This is a genomic window from Microbacterium hydrothermale, assembly GCF_004854025.1.
In the GTDB taxonomy this organism is placed as follows: Bacteria; Actinomycetota; Actinomycetes; order Actinomycetales; family Microbacteriaceae; genus Microbacterium; species Microbacterium hydrothermale.
In genome coordinates this window covers 455702-474732 of the sequence record NZ_STGM01000003.1, presented here as the reverse complement: position 1 = coordinate 474732, position 19031 = coordinate 455702, and the positions used below count along the sequence as shown (strand labels likewise).

The window sequence follows — 19031 nt, the reverse complement described above, 5'->3', positions numbered from 1 at the left end:
AGGGCCGGGGCTCGTGGCCCCGGCCCTCTCGGCATCCGGTCAGTCCAGGTACTTCGCGTACGCCGGCAGCGTCAGGAACGCCGGGAACTCCGGACGCAGCGCCACCTCGCGGAACACCTCGGCCGCGTCGTCGAAGCGGTCGCCGTCGAAGCGCGGGGTCTCGGCGAGGACGTCGTCGACCAGGCCCTCGACGAACGGACGCGTGATCGCGGTGCCCTCGGCGGTCTCGCGGTCCTGGTGGATCCACTGCCAGATCTGCGAGCGCGAGATCTCGGCGGTCGCCGCGTCTTCCATGAGGTCGTCGATCGCGACGGCGCCCATTCCCCGCAGCCACGCCTCGAGGTAGCGGATGGCCACCGACACGTTGCCGCGCACGCCCGCCGTGGTCACGGGCAGGCCGATGCGCACGTCGAGCAGCTGGCGGGGGTCGATCGACACCTCGTCGCGGGTGCGCTCGAGCTGGTTCTCGCGGTCTCCGAGCACCGCGTCGAACTCGGCGCGCGCCACCGGGATGAGGTCGGGGTGGGCCACCCACGTGCCGTCGAAGCCGTCTCCGGCCTCGCGCCTCTTGTCGGCGGCGACCTTCTCGAACGCGGCCTCGGTCACCTCGGGCTTGCGACGGTTGGGGATGAAGGCGCTCATGCCGCCGATCGCGTACGCGCCCCGCTTGTGGCAGGTCTGCACGAGCAGCTCGGTGTACGCCCGCATGAACGGCACGGTCATCGTGACCTCGCTGCGGTCGGGGAGCACGAAGCGGGCGCCGCGCCCGCGGTAGGTCTTGATGATCGAGAAGATGTAGTCCCAGCGGCCGGCGTTCAGACCCGCGCAGTGGTCGCGCAGGGCGAAGAGGATCTCCTCCATCTCGAACGCCGCGGGCAGGGTCTCGATCAGCACGGTCGCGCGGATCGTGCCGTGCGCGAGGCCGAGGCGCTGCTCGGTGAACGAGAACACGTCGTCCCACAGTCGCGCTTCTTCGGCGGACTCGATCTTCGGCAGGTAGAAGTACGGACCCCGACCCGCCGCGATCAGGGCGTGCGCGTTGTGGAAGACGTACAGCCCGTAGTCGACGAGGGAACCGGATGCCGCCAGCTCGCGCCCCGCGCGATCGATGAACGTCACGTGCTTCTCGGGCAGGTGCCAGCCGCGCGGGCGCATCACGATCGTGGGCGTGCGCTCGGCGGTCACCTCGTAGCGCTTGCCCTCGGGGCTCGTGAACGACAGCTGACCGCGGATCGCGTCGAACAGCGAGATCTGTCCGCCGATGACGTTCCGCCAGGTGGGGCTGGTGGCATCCTCCTGGTCGGCCAGCCACACCCGCGCGCCGGAGTTCAGCGCGTTGATGGTCATCTTCGGGTCGGTGGGTCCGGTGATCTCGACGCGGCGGTCCTCGAGGCCCGGGCCCGCGCCCGCCACGCGCCACGACGGGTCGTCACGGATGTGCGCGGTGTCGGCGCGGAAGTGCGGGTCGTCGCCCGTGCCGATCTCGAAGCGCCGGCGCTCGCGGGCGGCGAGCCGGTCGTGCCGGCGCCGCGCGAAGCGGTCGTGGAGCTCGGTGAGGAAGGCGACCGCGGCGGGGGTGAGGATCTCGCCGTCGCGTCCTTCGAGGGGGCGCTCGAGGCGCAGGTGCGGGGCGGATGCGGATGCCGGGGCGTTCGGCATCCGGGATCCTTCGGCGTCGGTGCGGCTACCGCTCGGCGGGGTCGCGGTGGTGGGCGGGGGAGAGGTGATGAGGGTCATGGTCGTGGCTTTCTGTCTGTGTCGCGCGGTGCCCCTCGCCCCGCGAACCTTGTCCCACTTATGGCTGGTCGGGGGTGGCTTGACCGGCCATATGGGGGACGAGCTCCGTCATAACGGGGACGGGCTGTCGGTGTGCGCGGCGGAAAGGGAGGTGCGGCGGGAGGGGCCGCTTGCGGACCTTGTCCCACAAATGGCTGGTTGAGGGTGGCTCAGGTGGCCATAAGTGGGACGAGGTCCGCGATAAGTGGGACGAGGTTCTCGCGCGGGGCGGGGCGGGGCGGAGCGGCGGGGTCGCCGGGGGTCAGTGGAACTGGGCCGTCTCGGTGGAGCCGGCCAGGGCGAGGGTGGCGCTGTCGGGGTTGAGCGCGGTCGAGACGACGTCGAAGTAGCCGGTACCCGCTTCGCGCTGGTGGCGCGTGGCGGTGTACCCCTGGGCTTCGGCGGCGAACTCGGCCTCCTGCAGCTCGACGTACGCGCTCATGGCGCGCTCGGCGTAGCCGCGGGCGAGGTCGAACATCGAGTGGTTCACGGCGTGGAAACCGGCCAGCGTGATGAACTGGAAGGCGTAGCCGAGGGCGGCCAGGTCGGCCTGGAACGTGGCGATCTGCTCGTCGTCGAGGTGGCGCTTCCAGTTGAAGCTCGGCGAGCAGTTGTAGGCGAGCTTCTTGCCCGGGTAGCGGGCGTGGATCGCCTCGGCGAAGGCGCGGGCGAGCTCGATGTCGGGCTCCCCGGTCTCCACCCACAGCAGGTCGGCGTAGGGGGCGAAGGCCAGGCCGCGCGCGATGACCGAGTCGAGTCCCGGTCGCACGCGGTAGAAGCCCTCGGTCGTGCGCTCGCCGGTGAGGAACTCGGCATCCCGCGGGTCGACGTCGCTGGTCAGCAGGTCGGCGGCCAGGGCGTCGGTGCGGGCGATGATGACCGTCGGCACTCCCGCGACGTCGGCGGCCAGGCGCGCGGCGTTGAGCGTGCGGATGTGCTGCTGGATCGGAACGAGCACCTTCCCGCCGAGGTGTCCGCACTTCTTCTCGCTCGCGAGTTGGTCTTCCCAGTGGATGCCGGCCGCCCCCGCCGCGATCAGCGACTGCGCGAGCTCGTAGGCGTTCAGGGGACCGCCGAAGCCGGCCTCGGCGTCGGCGACGATGGGGGCGAGCCAGTCCTGCGTGATCTCTCCCTCGGCGCGCTCGATCTGGTCCTGCCGGAGCAGCGCGTTGTTGATGCGGCGGACGACCGCGGGAACGCTGTTGGCGGGGTAGAGGCTCTGGTCGGGGTAGGTCTGACCCGCGAGGTTGCCGTCGGCAGCGACCTGCCAACCGCTGAGGTAGATGGCCTTGAGTCCGGCGCGCACCTGCTGCACGGCCTGTCCTCCGGTGTAGGCGCCGAGGGCCCGGATGTAGTCCTCGGTGTGGAGGAGGTTCCACAGGTTCTCGGCTCCGCGGCGGGCGAGGGTGGACTCCTCGCGGACGCTTCCGCGGAGGCGGACGACGTCTTCGGCGGTGTAGGTCCGCTCGATGCCGTCCCAGCGCGGGTCGGACTCCCACGCGGCGCGGATCTCATCGGCGGTCTCGGTCTGGTCGCCGGGGCGCAGGGGCTGCTGGGCGGGGGTGGCCTGGATCGTCATGTCGTCCTCCTTCGGGTGACGGGGCGTCGGTGCCCCGTGGAGACCACTGTCGGCGAAGATCCACCCGCTCGAACGGGATTTCCGATGTGAAGATCGACCGATCTTCCGTTCTCGTGAGATCCTCCCGGTATGGACACCGGCGTCTCCCTGCCCTCGGCATCGATCCCGCTCGACCATGAGGAGGTGGACACCCTCACCATCGGTCGGCGCATCCGGCAGCTGCGCACCGCGCGCGGCCTGACCCTCGACGACCTCGCCGCCGCGGTGGGGCGCGCGCCGAGTCAGATGTCGATGATCGAGAACGGCCGTCGCGAGGCGAAGCTCACGCTGCTGCAGGCGATCGCGCGGGCCCTCGGGTGCACGCTCGATCAGATCCTGGATGCCGAGCCCCTCGACGCCCGCGCCACCCTCGAGCTGTCGGTCGAACGCGCCATGCGCGGGCAGACGTTCCAGGCCCTCGGCATCGCCCCCTTCCGCGTCGGCCGGTCCGTGCCCGACGAGGCGCTCGCCGCGATGCTCGCGCTGCAGGCCGAGATCGAACGCCTGCGCGAGGAGCGCTCGGCGACACCCGAGGAGGCGCGCCGGGCGAACGTGGCCCTGCGCCGGCTCATGCGCACGCAGGACAACCACTTTCCGGAGCTCGAGCGCGTGGCATCCGAGATGCTCACCGCGATCGCGCACCCCGGTGGGCCCCTCACGCAGCGCGGGGCGAGCGACATCGCCGCGCACCTCGGGTTCACGCTGCACTACGTGCCCGACCTCCCCTCGTCGACGCGGAGCATCGCCGACGTGAAGAACGGCCGGCTGTACCTCTCGACGAAGGTCGCGAAGGGCGACCCGCGCGCGGCGGTGCTCCAGGCGCTGTCGAGCCGCATGCTCGGCCACGGCGAGCCGACGAGCTACGACGAGTTCCTGCGTCAGCGCGTCGAGACGAACTACCTCACCGGGGCCCTGCTCATGCCCGAGGCGCACGTCGTCCCGGCCTTGCGCGAGGCGAAGGGGCGGCGCGCGCTCAGCATCGAAGACCTCCGTGACGCCTACTCGGTGTCGTACGAGACGGCCGCGCACCGCTTCACGAACCTCGCGACCGTGCACCTCGGCATCCCGGTGCACTTCTTGAAAGTGCACGAGTCGGGCACCATCACGAAGGCGTACGAGAACGACGACGTGAACTTCCCCACCGACCGGCTCGGCTCGATCGAGGGGCAGATGTGCTGCCGGCGCTGGACGAGTCGCGTGGTCTTCGACGAGGACGACCTGTTCAACCCGTACTACCAGTACACCGACACCGGCAACGGCACCTACTGGTGCACCGCCCGTGTGGAGCAGTCGAGCGAGGGCGCGCACTCGGTGAGCGTGGGCGTGCGCTTCGACGACACACGATGGTTCCGCGGGCGCGACACGACCAACCGGGCGGTGTCGCGGCACGCGGTCGAGGCGTGCTGCCGACGAGCTCCCGCGGACCTCGAGGCCGAGTGGCGCGGGCAGGCGTGGCCGAACGTGCGGACACCGCGGACGCTGCTCGCGACCCTGCCGACGGGGTCGTTCCCGGGGGTCGACACGACGGAGATGTACGAGTTCCTGGAGGCGCACGCGCCGCGGGAGTGAGTCCGGGCCCCCTCGCTCAGGCCGCGTTCCACCTCAGCCGCGGCGCTCCGAGGCTGGAGCGCACGGCCGCGGCATCGGCCACGGGGAACATCGTGACGATCAGCCCGTCGACGGCGTAGGCCAGAGCGGCGGTGCCGTCGGGCCCCGCGGCGCCGAGGGCGGTTCGCGTCCGGCGGTCGGCGACGACCTGTTCGATCGCGTCGGGGCGGGAGAGCAGGGATGCCGCGGCGGCGGTGACCCGGGACAGCAGCGTCCCGCCGACGGACCACGGCAGCAAGGCACCCTTCTCGAGGCCGCACGCGCGCTCCAGCTCGCCCGAGAGCCAGCGCTCGCGCTTCAGTCCGTAGGGCGTGGGTGTCGTCGAGAGCAGATACCCGTAGACGTGCAGCAGCCCGGCGTTGCCGACCGGCCAGGTCGCCTCGAGGCCGGCCCGCTCGTGCAGCTCGTCGAACAGGGGGCGGGGGATGACCGCCTCGCCGACGTTCTCATCGATCACCGTCGATCGCCCCCAGGCGGCGAAGCGGCCCGCGGCGGCGTCGTCGGCGAGGGATGCCGCGAGCCACGGCAGCGACGCGAACGCGGCGGCGGGGTCGTCGAGGGCGCGGGCGGCGGCGTCGTCGAGGGCGGCGGTCGAGGTCACCCCTCCACGCTACGACGCGCGGTCGCATCGTTTACACGACGTTCACGGAATGTGGACATTGCGTCCACATTTAGAGCCCATCATGGACGCAACGTCCACGACAGGAGTTCTCCCCGTGCCCCGCCCCGTCCTCATCTTCGACTTCGACGGTACCGTCGCCCTCGGCGACGGCCCGCTGCTGGCCTACGCCCGCGCCGTCGCCGCCCACACGGCATCCGCCGAGGCGTTCGTCTCCTCGGTCGCCGCCCGTCTCGCCGCCCCCGCCGACGACGTCATCGACGGCTACGACGTCGTCCGGCGCCTGTCCCTCGACGCGGGCGTGGGCGAGGCTGCCCTCGCCGCGGCGTACGCCGACAGTCGAACCCGACTGGGCGGCGCCGACGCCCCCGTGTCGACCGCCCCCGGACTCGCCGCGTTCCTCGCCGCCACCGACGCCGAACGACTGCTCGTGACGAACGCCCCCGCCACACGCCTCGACCACGCCCTGGCCGCGATGGGGCTGAACGGCCTCTTCGACCGCGTGGTCACCGACGCCGCCAAGCCCGCCGGTCTCGACGCGCTGCTCGACGACCTCGGGGACGGCGTCGCGGTGCTCGCGATCGGCGACGTCTGGCGCAACGACCTCGCTCCCGCGCACGCCCGCGGCCACGCGACCGCGCTCGTCGGCGGCTACATCGACCCCGCCGCCCGTCCCACCTTCCGCGCCGACACTCTCGACGAGCTCCTGCCGGCGGTCGCCGCCTGGGTCGCCGCCGCCCGCGTCGACGCTCCCCCCGCTCGCACGTCCTCCACCCCCGCCTGAATCCCACCCGACCCGCAGAAGGAATCATGAACACTCGTCGCCCCCGTCTCGCCGCCGCCCTCGCCACCGCGGCCCTCGCCTCGCTCGCCCTGGCGGGCTGCGCGGGCACGGCCGGATCGGCCTCCGAACCCGCCGCCGACCCGAGCTCGCTCGTGCTCGCCCTCGTCCCCTCGCAGGACCAGGCGAACCTCGTCGACACGGCCAAGCCCCTCACCGACATGCTCACCGAGAAGCTCGGCATCCCGGTCTCGGGTGTCGTCTCGAAGGACTACCAGGCCGCCGTCGAGGCGATGGGCGCGGGGCAGGCGCAGATCGGCTTCCTGCCGTCGCTGCAGCTGTGGCAGGCCAACGACCGCTACGGCGCGTCGGTCGTGCTCCAGACCGAGCGCAACGGCAACATCACTTACCCGGGTCAGTTCATGACGAACAACCCCGACAAGTACTGCGAGACGCCCGTCGTCGAGCGCGACGGCATGAGCTTCTGCAACGGCGCCGACGCGCTGCAGGGCCCGGCCGGACTCGACTCGATCACCAAGATCGCCGGAGCGAAGGTCGCCGTGCTCGGCCCCGGCTCGCCGGCCGGCTACATCTACCCGATGCTCGCGCTCAAGGAGGCCGGCGTCGACATCGACAGCGGATTCCAGAAGGTCCCCGTCACGGCGAACGACGCCTCGGTGCTCGCGGTCTACAACGGCGACGCCGAGGTCGGCTTCAGCTTCTGGGACGCGCGCACGCTCGTCGCGAAGGACAAGAGCGACGTCGGACAGAAGGTCGTCGTGTTCGGCCTCACCGACGAGATCCCCAACGACGGCGTCGCCGTGTCGAAGGACCTCTCGCCCGAGCTGCAGGAGAAGATCTCGACCGCGCTCGAGGAGTACTCCACGACCGAGGAGGGCTCCGCCGCGCTGAAGGCGGTCTACTCCATCACCAAGCTCGCGCCCGCCGACCCCGCGTCGCTCGACGTCGTCGCCCGCGCCGCCCAGCAGCTCGGACTCCAGTGACGACCGGATCCCTCACCCCGGGCGTCGAGGCGCAGGCCTCGGCGCCCTGGGGCATCCGCCTCGACGGGGTGTCGGTGCGCTATCCGAACGGAACGATCGGGCTGAAGAACGTCTCGGTCGACATCGCGCCCGGCGATCTCGTCGCCGTCGTCGGACTGTCCGGCTCCGGCAAGTCGACGCTCATCCGCACCATCAACGGTCTCGTGCCGGCGACCTCGGGTGCGGTCGAGGTCGGCGGGCGCCGCATCGACGGCGCGTCCGGTCGGCGCCTGCGCGAGACCCGCGGGCACATCGGCATGGTCTTCCAGAGCTTCAACCTCGCGGGCCGCACCACCGTGCTGAACAACGTGCTCGTGGGCCGCCTCGCGCACACCCCGCTGTGGCGCACCCTGGTCGGGGCGTACCGACCCGAGGACCGGCAGCTCGCGTTCGAAGCTCTCGAGCGCGTCGGGATGCTGCCCAAGGTCTGGGACCGCGCGTCGGCCCTCTCCGGCGGGCAGCAGCAACGCGTCGCGATCGCCCGCGCGCTCACCCAGCAGCCGCGGATCGTGCTCGCCGACGAACCCGTCGCGAGCCTCGACCCGCCCACGGCCCGCGGCGTGATGGACGACCTGCGGCGCATCAACGAAGACCTCGGCATCACGGTCCTCGTGAACCTGCACCTGCTCGACCTCGCCCGCGAGTACGGGACGCGCATGATCGGCATGCGCGCCGGCGAGATCGTCTACGACGGGCCCGCGGCATCCGCCACCGACGCCGATTTCGCGGAGATCTACGGTCGCAGCGTGACCGCGGCCGACAGGCTCGACCGATGACGGTCCTCGTCGTGCCCCCGCGCCCGAGAGGGCGGTGGATGCCGTGGACGGCGGCCGCCGTGATCGTCGCCGTCACGGTGTTCATGTGCCTGCCGGTGGTCGGCGTCGGCCTCGACGTGGGCGCGATCGTCCGCAACTGGCAGCAGGGCGCGCTCCGGGTCGGCGAACTCCTCACACCGGACTGGACGTTCTTCCCGCGCACCGTCGGGCCGATCCTCGAGACCCTGCAGATGGCCGTCATCGGCACGGCCGTCGGCGCCGCGATCTCGCTGCCGGTGAGCTTCTGGGCGGCCCGGCCCACCAACCCGTTCACCCCGACGCGGGCGCTCGTGCGCGGCATCCTGAACGTGGTGCGTGCGGTGCCCGAGCTCGTCTACGCGGCCGTGCTCGTCGCGATGGTCGGGGTGGGCGCCCTCCCCGGCATCCTGGCGCTCGTGCTGTTCAACGTCGGCATCGTGGTCAAGCTGGTCTCGGAGTCGATCGACTCCGCCGACGCCGGACCGCTCGAGGCCGGTCGCGCCGCCGGGGCGACGCAGACGCAGATCAACCGCGCCCTCGCCCTCCCCGACACCTGGCCGGTGTTCGTCTCGCAGACGCTGTACGTGTTCGAGCTCAACGTGCGCGCCTCGACCGTGCTCGGTCTCGTGGGCGCGGGCGGGATCGGCCTGCTCATCGACGCCGTGCGAACCTTCTACCGCTACGACCAGCTGTCGTTGATCATCGTCGAGATCCTCGTGATCGTCGTCGTGCTCGACACCGTCAGCGACGCGATCCGCCGGAGGCTCGTATGACCGCCCTCGCCCCCTCTGCGGTCACGGCTCCCACCGTGCCGCCCCGCCGTCGGCGACCCCTGCGTACCCTGTCGTGGGTCGTGGTCAGCGCGATCGTGATCGCCGCGTTCTGGTCGGCCGACATCACGTGGTCGCGACTGGGCGAACTCCCCGCCGAGATCGCCCGCTACCTCGGGCTGATGTTCCTCTCACCGAACTGGGAGAAGCTCGCCGAGGCGCTCTGGCAGACCTGGCGCAGCGTCGAGATGGCGTGGATCGGCACGGTTCTCGGCATCCTGATCGCCACCCCCCTCTCGCTGATCGCCGCGCGAGGCTTCGGTCCGCCGCCGGTGCGCGCGGCCCTGCGGTTCATGTTCTCGCTCGTGCGCGCGGTGCCCGAGCTGGTGTTCGCGATCATCATCCTGTCGGTGACCGGTCTCACGCCCCTCACCGGTGCCCTCGCCCTCGCGATCGGGGGCGTCGGCACCCTCGGCAAGTGGGGATACGAGGCGGTCGAGAACGTCGCCCCCGGACCCATCGAAGCGGCCCGGGCCGCGGGCGGGTCGACCGCGCAGGTGCTGCGCTGGGGCGTCTGGCCGCAGGCGTCGCCGACGTTCCTGTCGTTCTGGCTCTACCGGTTCGAGATCAACGTGCGCGCCTCCGCCGTGCTCGGGCTGATCGGCGTGGGCGGGATCGGCGACATGCTCACCTCGTACACCCAGTACCGTGAGTGGTCGACGGTGGGCATGCTCCTCATCGTCGTGGTCGTGGTCACCGTCGCGATCGACGCCGTGTCGGGTCGCATCCGCCGCCGCATCATGGAGGGTCCCCGTGTCCGCTGAGGTGCCCGTCACCGCGCGCATCGCCGCGGTGCGCAACTCGCTGCAGCCCAGCGAGCGCCGCGTCGCCGACCTCATCGTCGACGAACCGGATGCCGTCATCGAGCTCACCGCGCAGCAGATCGCCGACCGGGTGGGCGTGGGCCGCTCCACCGTCGTGCGCGCGTGCCAGACCTTCGGCTACCGCGGGTACCCGCAGCTGCGCGTGGCGCTCGCCGCCGAGCGCGGCCGCCGGGCGGTCGCCCCGGTCGCGCAGGACGGGGCCCTGGGCGGCATCCGTTCCGCGATCGATCGCATCGCCGACGACCTCCGGGCCGTCACGAGCCTGCTGGATGCCGAGGGGGTCTCCGAGGCCGTCGACGCCGTGGTCGCCGCTCGGCGGTTGCTGGTGGTGGCCAGCGGCCTCTCGGCTCCGGTCGCCACCGACCTCGCGATGCGCCTGACCGCCGTCGGCCGGCCCGCCGAGACGGTGGGCGATCCGATCGGTCAGCAGATCGCCGCCCGGCATCTCGCCGTCGATGACGTCTGCGTCGTGATCAGCGGGTCGGGGGCGAACGAGGCGAGCCTGCGCGCCGCGTCCGCCGCGCGCGCCGCGGGGGCGCGGGTGATCGCGCTGACGTCGTTCTCCGCCTCGCCGTTGACGGAGCGGGCCGACCTCTCGCTCGTGCTCGCCTCGGGGGGCTCCTTCCGCGACGAGCTCGAGCACACCTCCCGCATCGCCCATGCGGTGTTCGCCGAGGCGTTCGTCGACGCGGTGGCCGGCGCGCGCGCCGACGATGCATCCCTGGCCCGCTCCCGCGTGCTCGAGATCCTCTCCGACAACCTCGGCGACGCGGGCTGACCACTCGATCCCGCCGCCCGACCTATTCCGCCAGGCGCAGCGCCGTCCACAGCTCGGCGCGCGCGGCGAACGACGACAGGTCGCGCCCCAGCACGCGCTGCGCGAGAGCGATGCGCGCCCGCACCGTGTGCCGATGGATGCCGAGCGCCTGGGCCGTGGCCTCGTGCGAGCAGTCGTGGGCGAGCCAGGTGTCGAGGGTCGCGACCAGGGCGGAGCCGTCGGTGTCGTCGTGGCTCCGCAGCGGGGCCAGGGTTCCGGCGGCCACGGTCCGCGCGGCCTCCGTCCCGAGGGCGGTGAGCAGTCCCGCCCGCGCGGTGTCGGCGAAGTCGGCGAGACCGGCCTGGTCCGTGCGGTCGCGGGCGGTGCGCGCCTGCGTCAGGGCGCGCGAGAACGCGTCGTAGCCGGTCGGGGCGGAGCAGCCGACGACGAGTTCGAAGCGTTCCGCGATCTCGTCGAGCACCGCGCGGCCGGCGGCCGGCACGACCAGGGCGACACCGTCGTCGCTCCGACCGAAGAACAGTTCGCCGCGGCCCTCCTGCGCCCGCGTCTCGAGCCACTCCGTGAGCGCCGTCGAGCGGGTCGCCGTCGCGGCGGTCAGCCCCACGACGATCGGCGCGGCCGGAAGCGGCCCGAACAGGTCGCGCGCCGCGCGTCGGGCGAGCGTCGGATCGTCGCTCGCGAGCGCGTGCACGAGGCCGGCGCGGAACGTGCCGACCGCGCGCCCGAGGCCGTCCTGCTGCTCGAGGGCGAGGGCGGCCATCGCGACGACCGCGGTGACGACGCTGCGCGCCTCGTGGTCGAGGTCGTCGGCGGCGATCGCGAGGGCGCCGCGCAGGTGTCCGCCTCGGCCGAGAGTCTGCACGCTCACGGCGGAGCCGCCGCTGCGGATCGCCCCGGCGGCGCGCGTCCCCCGGCGCAGCATCGTCGTGACCTCGGCCGCGACGGCGTCGGCGGCCTCGGGCGGCAGGGCATCGGCGGGGAAGGCGCTGCGCAACGCCCCCGCCGCGTCGTAGAGCCCGACCCAGCAGTCGAGCTGCCGCGCGAGCTCGGCCAGGGTGGCCGACAGCCCGTCGGGGCGCAGGGCGGCGAGCGAGACGGCGCGCTGCGCCGCGAGCGACCAGCTGCGACGCGCGTAGGCGTCGGCGGCGATGGCCTCGGCCCCCGCGCGCGCGACGGCGATGAACGGCGTGCGGTAGGGCACCTCGAACAGCGGCATCCCGGCCCGTCGGCACGCCGAGACCAGGGGGGAGGGGATGCCGTCGCGCACGACCTCCGTGCCGAAGCCGAGGCCCTGGACGCCCCGCGCGAGCAGGCGGCCGACGTACGCCTCGTAGTCGGCGGCGTCGGCGTCGGCGAACTGGGTGCCCGTGGTCAGCAGCACGAGGCCCTCGCTGAGGAAGGGCGTGGGATCGACGAGGTCGCTCGAGTGCACCCATCTCACAGGGCGATCCAGGATGCCGGGGGCGAGGTCGTCGTCCGCGACGAGACGCAGGTGCAGGTCCCGGCGGGAGAGGAGCGCGCGCAGGCTGGGCGGCGCGGGGACGGTGTCGGCCATGACAGCTCCTGTACGACTTGTATACGACGGCGCCTGCGACTGTACACGCAGGAGAGTGCGGGGCGCGGCGCGGCGTCCGTAGCATCGCGGCCATGAGCCTCGACACCCTTCCCCTCGTCGGCGGTCCGTCCCTCGCCCAGGAGCGCCGCATCGTCACCGCCATCCCCGGCCCGCGTTCGCAGGAACTGCTCGAGCGCAAGGCCGCCGCCGTGGCATCCGGCGTCGGTCACACCGTGCCGATCCAGGCCGTCGCCGCCGGAGGCGGAGTCGTCGTCGACGCCGACGGCAACTCCCTCATCGACCTTGGCTCCGGCATCGCCGTCACCAGTGTCGGCAACGCCCACCCCGCGGTCGTGAAGGCCGTGCAGGAGCAGGTCGCGGCCTTCACCCACACGTGCTTCATGATCTCGCCCTACGACTCGTACGTGTCGGTCGCCGAGGCGCTCAACCGCCTCACGCCCGGCGACCACGCCAAGAAGAGCGCGCTGTTCAACTCGGGCGCCGAGGCCGTCGAGAACGCCGTCAAGATCGCCCGCAAGTACACCAAGCGCCAGGCCGTCGTCGCCTTCGACCACGGTTACCACGGCCGCACCAACCTGACCATGGCGCTCACGGCGAAGAACATGCCGTACAAGAGCGGCTTCGGTCCCTTTGCCGCCGAGGTCTACCGCGCCCCGCTGTCGTACCCCTTCCGCGACGGGCTCACCGGACCCGAGGCCGCCGCCAAGGCGATCTCGGTGATCGAGAAGCAGGTCGGGGCGGAGAACCTCGCCGCCGTCATCATCGAGCCGATCCAGGGAGAGGGCGGCTTCATCGTCCCCGCCGACGGCTTCCTCAACGCGATCGTCGACTGGTGCCGCGACAACGGCGTCGTCTTCATCGCCGACGAGGTGCAGTCGGGCTTCGCCCGCACCGGCGCGATGTTCGCGAGCGAGCACTTCGGCATCGTCCCCGACCTCGTCACCACCGCCAAGGGCATCGCCGGCGGCCTCCCGCTGGCGGCCGTGACCGGCCGCGCCGAGATCATGGATGCCACCCACACCGGCGGTCTGGGCGGCACCTACGGCGGCAACCCGATCGCGTGCGCCGCGGCTCTGGCATCCATCGACGCCTTCGAGAACGAGGGCTTCGTCGAGCGCGCGCGCGAGATCGGCGTGCTGCTGAAGGACCGCCTGCACGCCCTGCAGCAGAACGACCCGCGCATCGGCGACGTGCGCGGGCACGGCGCGATGATCGCCGTCGAGTTCGTCGACCCCACCACCGGCGCCCCCGACGCCGCGCTCACCGGCGCGGTGGCCAAGGCCGCCATCGCCGAGGGCGTCATCGTGCTCACCTGCGGCACCTACGGCAACGTCATCCGGTTCCTCCCGCCGCTGTCGATCGGCGACGACCTGCTGAACGAGGGCCTCGACGTCGTCGCGGCCGCCCTCGCCCGCAGCTGACCCCCGCCCCGGCGGCGGCGGTCGACCCGAGAGCCCGCCGCCGTCGGGGCCACCCACGAAGACGTGAACGACACAACGAAGGAAGCTCCCATGGACGACATCACCCGTGACGTGGTCGTGATCGGGGCCGGCGCCGCCGGTCTGACCGCCGCCAACGACCTGCGCAAGGCCGGCCTCTCGGTCGTCGTGCTCGAAGCCCGCGACCGCGTGGGCGGACGCCTGTGGACCGACGTCGTCGACGGCGCGATGCTCGAGCTCGGCGGTCAGTGGGTCTCTCCCGACCAGACCGCGCTGATCGACACCGTGGCCGACCTCGGCCTGTCGACCTACAGCCGCTACCGCGAGGGCGACAGCGTCTACGTCGGCCCCGACGGGGAGACCAAGCGGTTCACGGGCGAGATGTTCCCCGTCGCGCCCGAGACCGAGAAGGCCATCAACGAGATCACCGCGCGTCTGGACGCGATGGTGGCCGAGATCGACCCCGACAAGCCGTGGGAGCACCCGCACGCCGCGGAGTGGGACAAGATCTCGTGGGACGCGTGGCTCCGCCAGCAGACCGACGACGACGAGGCCGTGCGCAACCTGGCCTTCGCCACCGGTTCGGCGATGCTCACCAAGCCCACGCACACGTTCTCGCTCCTGCAGTCGCTGCTCATGGCGGCATCCGCGGGCTCCTACTCCCACCTCGTCGACGCCGACTTCATCCTCGACAAGCGCGTGACCGGCGGCCTCCAGCAGGTCCCCGAGCTCCTCGCCGAACGCCTGGGCGACGACGTGCTGCTCAACCAGCCGGTGCGGCGCATCGTGTGGGGCGAGCAGTCCGCGACGCCCGCGCGCGCGACCGACTCGGCGACGGGCCCCCGCGTCGAAGACCTGCGCGCGCTGACCTCCCGCGTCGAGGCGGCGAAGCAGTCGTCCACCGGGGTCACCGTGATCACCGACGACGTCACGGTGCGCGCCCGCTTCGCGATCCTCGCCCTCGCCCCCGTGCTGTACTCGCGCATCTCGTTCGACCCGCCGATGCCGCGCCTGCAGCACCAGATGCACCAGCACATCTCGATGGGCTTCGTCATCAAGGTGCACGCGGTGTACGAGACGCCGTTCTGGCGCGAGCAGGGCCTGTCGGGCACCGCGTTCAGCCCCTACGAGCTGTGCCACGAGGCCTACGACAACACCAACCACGGCGACGAGCGCGGAACCCTGGTCGGCTTCGTCTCCGACCAGAACGCCGACGACCTGTTCCGCCTGAGCGCCGAGGAGCGCAAGGAGCGCATCCTCGAGTCGCTCTCGCACTACTACGGCCCCGAGGCGAAGAACCCCTCGGTGTACTACGAGAGCGACTGGGGCACCGAGGAGTGGACCCGCGGCGCGTACGCGGCCAGCTTCGACCTGGGCGGCCTGCACCGCTACGGTGCCGACCAGCGGCAGCCCGTCGGACCGATCCACCTCGCCTGCAGCGACATGGCCGGCGCCGGCTACCAGCACGTCGACGGGGCGATCCGCCAGGGTCACCGCGCCGCCGACGAGATCCTCGAGCGGACGCGCGGATGAGCGGCGACCGCGTCGTCGTCGGCTACACGGCGACCGACGCGGGCGCGGACGCCCTCGCGTTGGGCGCCCGCCTGGGCGCGGCCCTCGAGACCTCGGTCCACGTCGTCGTCGTCCTGCCGTCGGCGCAGGGCAACGTCTCGATCCCCAGCGACGCCTCGTACGACCGCCTGGTCGAGGACACCGCCCGCGGCTGGCTGCGCGACGCCCTGGCGCCGTTCCCCGGCATCCGGGGGCACGTCCGCTTCGCGGCCGATGTGTCCGACGGTCTCGTCGCCGCCGCCGAGGAGTTCGGCGCGGGAGTGCTCGTCATCGGCACCGGCGGGGGAGGGCCGCGCGGGCGCCACCGCCTGGGCACCACCGCCGAGGAGCTCGTGCACTCCGCCCCCGTTCCCGTCGCGCTCGCCCCGGAGGGGGCCCGCAACGTCGACGCCGCGGTGGGACTGCCGCGCATCACGACCGCGATCGGCACCCGCCCCGGGGCCGACGTGCTCCTCGACACGGCCGTGTCGGTCGCGCGCCGATCGCACGCTCCCGTTCGTCTGCTCTCGCTCGCGGGAGTCGACCTGCCCGGCCGCGTCGACGCGGGACTCACCCGTCTCACCGGACAGGCGCACGCGCAGGAGGTCCTCGACACGGTGCGCTCGTCGCTTCCCGCCGAGATCGCCGCCGAGGCCGTGGTCGGCACCGGCAGCGACATCGAAGACGCCGTCTCTCGCCTCGACTGGCTCCCGGGCGAGATCGCCCTCGTCGGCTCCAGCCGCCTCGCGCAGCCGCGTCGGCTGTTCCTCGGCTCCACCGCGGGGCGCATCCTGCGCGCCCTGCCCGTCCCCATGATCGTGGTGCCCCGCACCTCGGAGGCTTCCTCATGACCTCATCTCGCAACGACGCGAGCCCCGCACCCGACAGCGCCGTCACCACCGGCATCTCCAACAAGGGACTGCGCGTCGGCTCGATCGGCCTGATCGGCGCCGTCGTGATCGGCATCTCGACGATCGCCCCGGCGTACACGCTGACCGGTGCCCTCGGCCCGACGGTCTCGGCCGTCGGCTTCCAGGTGCCGGCGATCATCCTCGTCGGCTTCATCCCGATGCTCCTGGTCGCGCTCGGCTATCGCGAGCTCAATTCCCGCATGCCGGATGCCGGGACCTCGTTCACCTGGGCCGCTCGCGCCTTCGGCCCCTGGGTCGGCTGGATGGCGGGCTGGGGCCTCGTGGCGGCGACCGTGATCGTGCTGTCGAACCTGGCCGGGATCGCGGTGGACTTCCTCTTCCTGCTCATCGCGCAGATCAGCGGAAACGCCGAGATCGCGGAGCTCACGCGGGTCGTGCCGATCAACATCGCCGTGTGCCTGCTCTTCATGCTGCTCGCGACGATCGTGTCGTACCGCGACCTGCAGACGACCCAGCGGCTGCAGTACGGGCTGGTGGGATTCCAGATCCTCGTGCTGCTGATCTTCGCGGGGGCGGCCGTCGTCGAGATGATGAACGGCAACGCCTTCGACCCCAGCCCCGTGCAGGCGTCGTGGTTCAACCCGTTCGAGGTCGACTCCTTCAGCGCCTTCGCGGCCGGTCTGTCGCTGTCGATCTTCATCTTCTGGGGCTGGGACGTCATCCTCACCATGAACGAGGAGACCAAGGACCCCGACCGCACGCCCGGTCGCGCGGCCACCGTGACGGTGTTCCTCATCGTCGCGCTCTACCTGCTGATCGCCGTCGCGCTGCTGATGTTCGCCGGCAACGGCACGGGCGAGCTGGGCCTGGGCAACGAGGACATCCAGGAGAACGTCTTCTTCCACCTGTCCGGACCGATCCTGGGACCGCTCGCGTTCCTCGTCTCGCTCGCGGTGCTGACCAGCTCCGCCTCGTCGCTGCAGGCGACCTTCGTCGGCCCGGCCCGCACGCTCCTCGCGATGGCGCACTACGACGCGCTGCCGCGGAAGTTCGCCAAAGTCAGCCCGCGCTTCTTCACCCCCGGGTACGCCACGATCGTCTCGGCGATCGTCGCCTCGGCGTTCTACGCGATCATGCGCGTGCTGAGCGAGAACGTGCTCACCGACACCATCACCGCCCTCGGGGCGATGATCTGCTTCTACTACGGCCTGACCGCGTTCGCGTGCGTCTGGTACTTCCGCAAGCAGTGGTTCGACTCGGTGCGCAACGTCTTCCTCACCCTCCTCGCACCGCTCGTGGGCGGCGGCATCCTCGCCGTGCTCTTCGTGACGACCCTCATCGACAGTGCGAACCCCGACTACGGATCGGGCTCGCAGATCGGGGGAGTCGGCCTGGTGTTCGTCATCACGGTCGTCATCATCGTCGTGGGGATGGTCCTGATGATCGCCCAGCGCATCGCGAGCCCCGCCTTCTTCCGTGGTGAGACCCTGGGACGGGAGGCGCCCGCCAGCGCCCGCCGCCGCCGCACGACCTGACAACGAAACGAAAAGGAGCAGTCCGATGAGCGACTACGCCGTCGTCAATCCCGCCACCGGCGAGACCCTCGCCGAGTACGACACCCTGACCGACGACGGGGTGGAGAGCGCGATCGCCTCCGCCCACGACGGCTACGGCGTCTGGTCGCGCACGTCTCCCGCCGAGCGCGCCGCCGCCATCCGCCGCGTCGCCGAGCTGCACCGCGAGCGGCGCGACGAGCTCGCCGCGATCATCGTGCGCGAGATGGGCAAGCCGCTGGCCGCCGCCGAGGGCGAGGTCGATTTCGCCGCCGACATCACCGAGTACTACGCCGACAACATCGACAGGATCACCGGCGACACCCCGCTCGACATCCTGGGCGAGGGAACGGCGGTCATCCGCCGCTCGCCGCTGGGCGTGCTTCTGGGCATCATGCCGTGGAACTTCCCGTACTACCAGGTCGCGCGTTTCGCGGCCCCGAACCTCGCGGTCGGCAACACCATCCTGCTCAAGCACGCCCCGCAGTGCCCCGAGTCCGCCGAGGCGCTGCAGGCGATCTACCGCGACGCCGGGCTCCCCGAGGGCGCCTACGTCAACATCCGCGCCACCAACGACCAGGCGGCGACCATCATCGCCGACCGCCGCGTGCAGGGCGTGTCGGTGACCGGGTCGGAGCGCGCCGGGGCGGCCGTCGCCGAGATCGCCGGGCGCAACCTCAAGAAGGTCGCGCTCGAGCTGGGCGGGTCCGACCCGTTCATCCTGCTGTCCACGGATGACCTGGATGCCGCCGTGCAGGCGGCCGTCGACGCCCGTCTCGACAACAACGGCCAGTCGTGCAACGCCGCGAAGCGCTTCATCGTCGCCGACGACCTCTACGACGGGTTCCTGTCGAAGTTCACGGCCGCGCTGGGCGAGGCGAAGGTCGGCGACCCGTTCGCCGACGACACGGTGCTGGGCCCGCTGTCGTCGCTCACGGCGGCCGAGCGCCTCGACGAGCAGGTGCAGCGCGCCGTCTCGCAGGGCGCGACCGTCGAGGTGGGCGGGAAGCGCGACGGCGCCTTCTACCCCGGCACCGTCCTCACCGGCGTCACCGCCGACATGGACGCCTACGGCGAGGAGTTCTTCGGCCCGGTCGGCGTCGTCTACCGCGTCTCGAGCGAGGACGAGGCCGTCGCCCTGGCCAACGACACCGGGTACGGCCTGGGCTCCTACGTCTTCACGACGGATGCCGAGCAGGCGCAGCGCATCGCCGACAAGATCGAGGCCGGCATGGTCTACGTCAACGTCGTGCTCGCCGACTCGCCCGAGCTGCCGTTCGGCGGCGTCAAGCGCAGCGGCACCTCGCGCGAGATGGGTCTGCTGGCGGCCGACGAGTTCGTGAACAAGAAGCTCATCCGCACGGCCTGA

Annotated in this window: 16 protein-coding genes; 12 read left to right on the top strand and 4 right to left on the bottom strand. The window is 71.9% G+C overall.

Features of this window, described 5'->3' with window-relative positions; all coding sequences use genetic code 11:
- Nucleotides 1-39 precede the first annotated feature (39 nt).
- A complete protein-coding gene (gene aceB / locus FB047_RS09070) occupies nt 40-1659 on the bottom strand; it encodes a malate synthase A (RefSeq protein ID WP_136586912.1) in 1620 nt (539 codons plus the stop codon).
- Between the two features lie 379 nt (nt 1660-2038).
- Nucleotides 2039-3355: an isocitrate lyase gene (gene aceA / locus FB047_RS09065; protein WP_136586830.1), complete on the bottom strand. Its 1317-nt coding sequence runs from the start codon at nt 3353-3355 to the stop codon at nt 2039-2041.
- A 129-nt stretch (nt 3356-3484) separates the two neighbouring features.
- On the opposite strand from aceA, the gene FB047_RS09060 reads away from it, so the two are divergent.
- Nucleotides 3485-4963, top strand: a complete 1479-nt coding sequence (locus FB047_RS09060; protein WP_240752688.1) for a helix-turn-helix transcriptional regulator — start codon at nt 3485-3487, stop codon at nt 4961-4963.
- 16 nt (nt 4964-4979) lie between these two features.
- Here the strand turns inward: FB047_RS09060 and FB047_RS09055 are convergent, their stop codons facing one another.
- Nucleotides 4980-5603, bottom strand: coding sequence for an amino acid deaminase (locus FB047_RS09055; RefSeq protein ID WP_240752687.1), 624 nt, complete (start codon nt 5601-5603; stop codon nt 4980-4982).
- Nucleotides 5604-5718: 115 nt separating this feature from the next.
- On the opposite strand from FB047_RS09055, the gene FB047_RS09050 reads away from it, so the two are divergent.
- The 6 genes from FB047_RS09050 to FB047_RS09025 are packed head-to-tail and all read left to right on the top strand — an operon-like array spanning nt 5719 to nt 10671.
- Complete coding sequence (locus tag FB047_RS09050; protein WP_136586829.1) at nt 5719-6405, top strand: HAD family hydrolase; 687 nt, start codon at nt 5719-5721, stop codon at nt 6403-6405.
- A 26-nt stretch (nt 6406-6431) separates the two neighbouring features.
- A complete protein-coding gene (gene phnD / locus FB047_RS09045; RefSeq protein ID WP_136586828.1) occupies nt 6432-7406 on the top strand; it encodes a phosphate/phosphite/phosphonate ABC transporter substrate-binding protein in 975 nt (324 codons plus the stop codon).
- On the top strand, nt 7403-8221 hold the full coding sequence (gene phnC, locus FB047_RS09040; RefSeq protein WP_136586827.1) for a phosphonate ABC transporter ATP-binding protein: 819 nt from the start codon (nt 7403-7405) through the stop codon (nt 8219-8221). The genes phnD and phnC overlap by 4 nt, the downstream gene beginning before the upstream one ends.
- Nucleotides 8218-9012, top strand: coding sequence for a phosphonate ABC transporter, permease protein PhnE (phnE, locus tag FB047_RS09035; protein WP_136586826.1), 795 nt, complete (start codon nt 8218-8220; stop codon nt 9010-9012). The genes phnC and phnE (FB047_RS09035) overlap by 4 nt, the downstream gene beginning before the upstream one ends.
- Nucleotides 9009-9833, top strand: a complete 825-nt coding sequence (gene phnE / locus FB047_RS09030; RefSeq protein ID WP_136586825.1) for a phosphonate ABC transporter, permease protein PhnE — start codon at nt 9009-9011, stop codon at nt 9831-9833. Before phnE (FB047_RS09035) ends, phnE (FB047_RS09030) begins: the two co-directional genes overlap by 4 nt.
- Nucleotides 9823-10671 (top strand): MurR/RpiR family transcriptional regulator, encoded by an 849-nt coding sequence (locus FB047_RS09025; RefSeq protein ID WP_136586824.1) that lies wholly within the window; start codon nt 9823-9825, stop codon nt 10669-10671. The genes phnE (FB047_RS09030) and FB047_RS09025 overlap by 11 nt, the downstream gene beginning before the upstream one ends.
- A 22-nt stretch (nt 10672-10693) precedes the next feature.
- Here FB047_RS09025 and FB047_RS09020 read toward each other — a convergent pair whose 3' ends face one another.
- A complete protein-coding gene (locus tag FB047_RS09020) occupies nt 10694-12226 on the bottom strand; it encodes a PucR family transcriptional regulator (protein WP_136586823.1) in 1533 nt (510 codons plus the stop codon).
- Nucleotides 12227-12318: 92 nt separating this feature from the next.
- On the opposite strand from FB047_RS09020, the gene gabT reads away from it, so the two are divergent.
- The 5 genes from gabT to FB047_RS08995 all read left to right on the top strand — a co-directional run bounded on the left by gabT (nt 12319) and on the right by FB047_RS08995 (nt 19031).
- Nucleotides 12319-13668, top strand: coding sequence for a 4-aminobutyrate--2-oxoglutarate transaminase (gabT, locus tag FB047_RS09015; protein ID WP_205822815.1), 1350 nt, complete (start codon nt 12319-12321; stop codon nt 13666-13668).
- A 90-nt stretch (nt 13669-13758) separates the two neighbouring features.
- On the top strand, nt 13759-15219 hold the full coding sequence (locus FB047_RS09010; RefSeq protein ID WP_136586821.1) for a flavin monoamine oxidase family protein: 1461 nt from the start codon (nt 13759-13761) through the stop codon (nt 15217-15219).
- Nucleotides 15216-16088 (top strand): universal stress protein, encoded by an 873-nt coding sequence (locus FB047_RS09005; RefSeq protein ID WP_136586820.1) that lies wholly within the window; start codon nt 15216-15218, stop codon nt 16086-16088. The genes FB047_RS09010 and FB047_RS09005 overlap by 4 nt, the downstream gene beginning before the upstream one ends.
- Complete coding sequence (locus FB047_RS09000; protein ID WP_136586819.1) at nt 16085-17644, top strand: APC family permease; 1560 nt, start codon at nt 16085-16087, stop codon at nt 17642-17644. The genes FB047_RS09005 and FB047_RS09000 overlap by 4 nt, the downstream gene beginning before the upstream one ends.
- 25 nt (nt 17645-17669) lie before the next feature.
- On the top strand, nt 17670-19031 hold the full coding sequence (locus tag FB047_RS08995; RefSeq protein ID WP_136586818.1) for an NAD-dependent succinate-semialdehyde dehydrogenase: 1362 nt from the start codon (nt 17670-17672) through the stop codon (nt 19029-19031).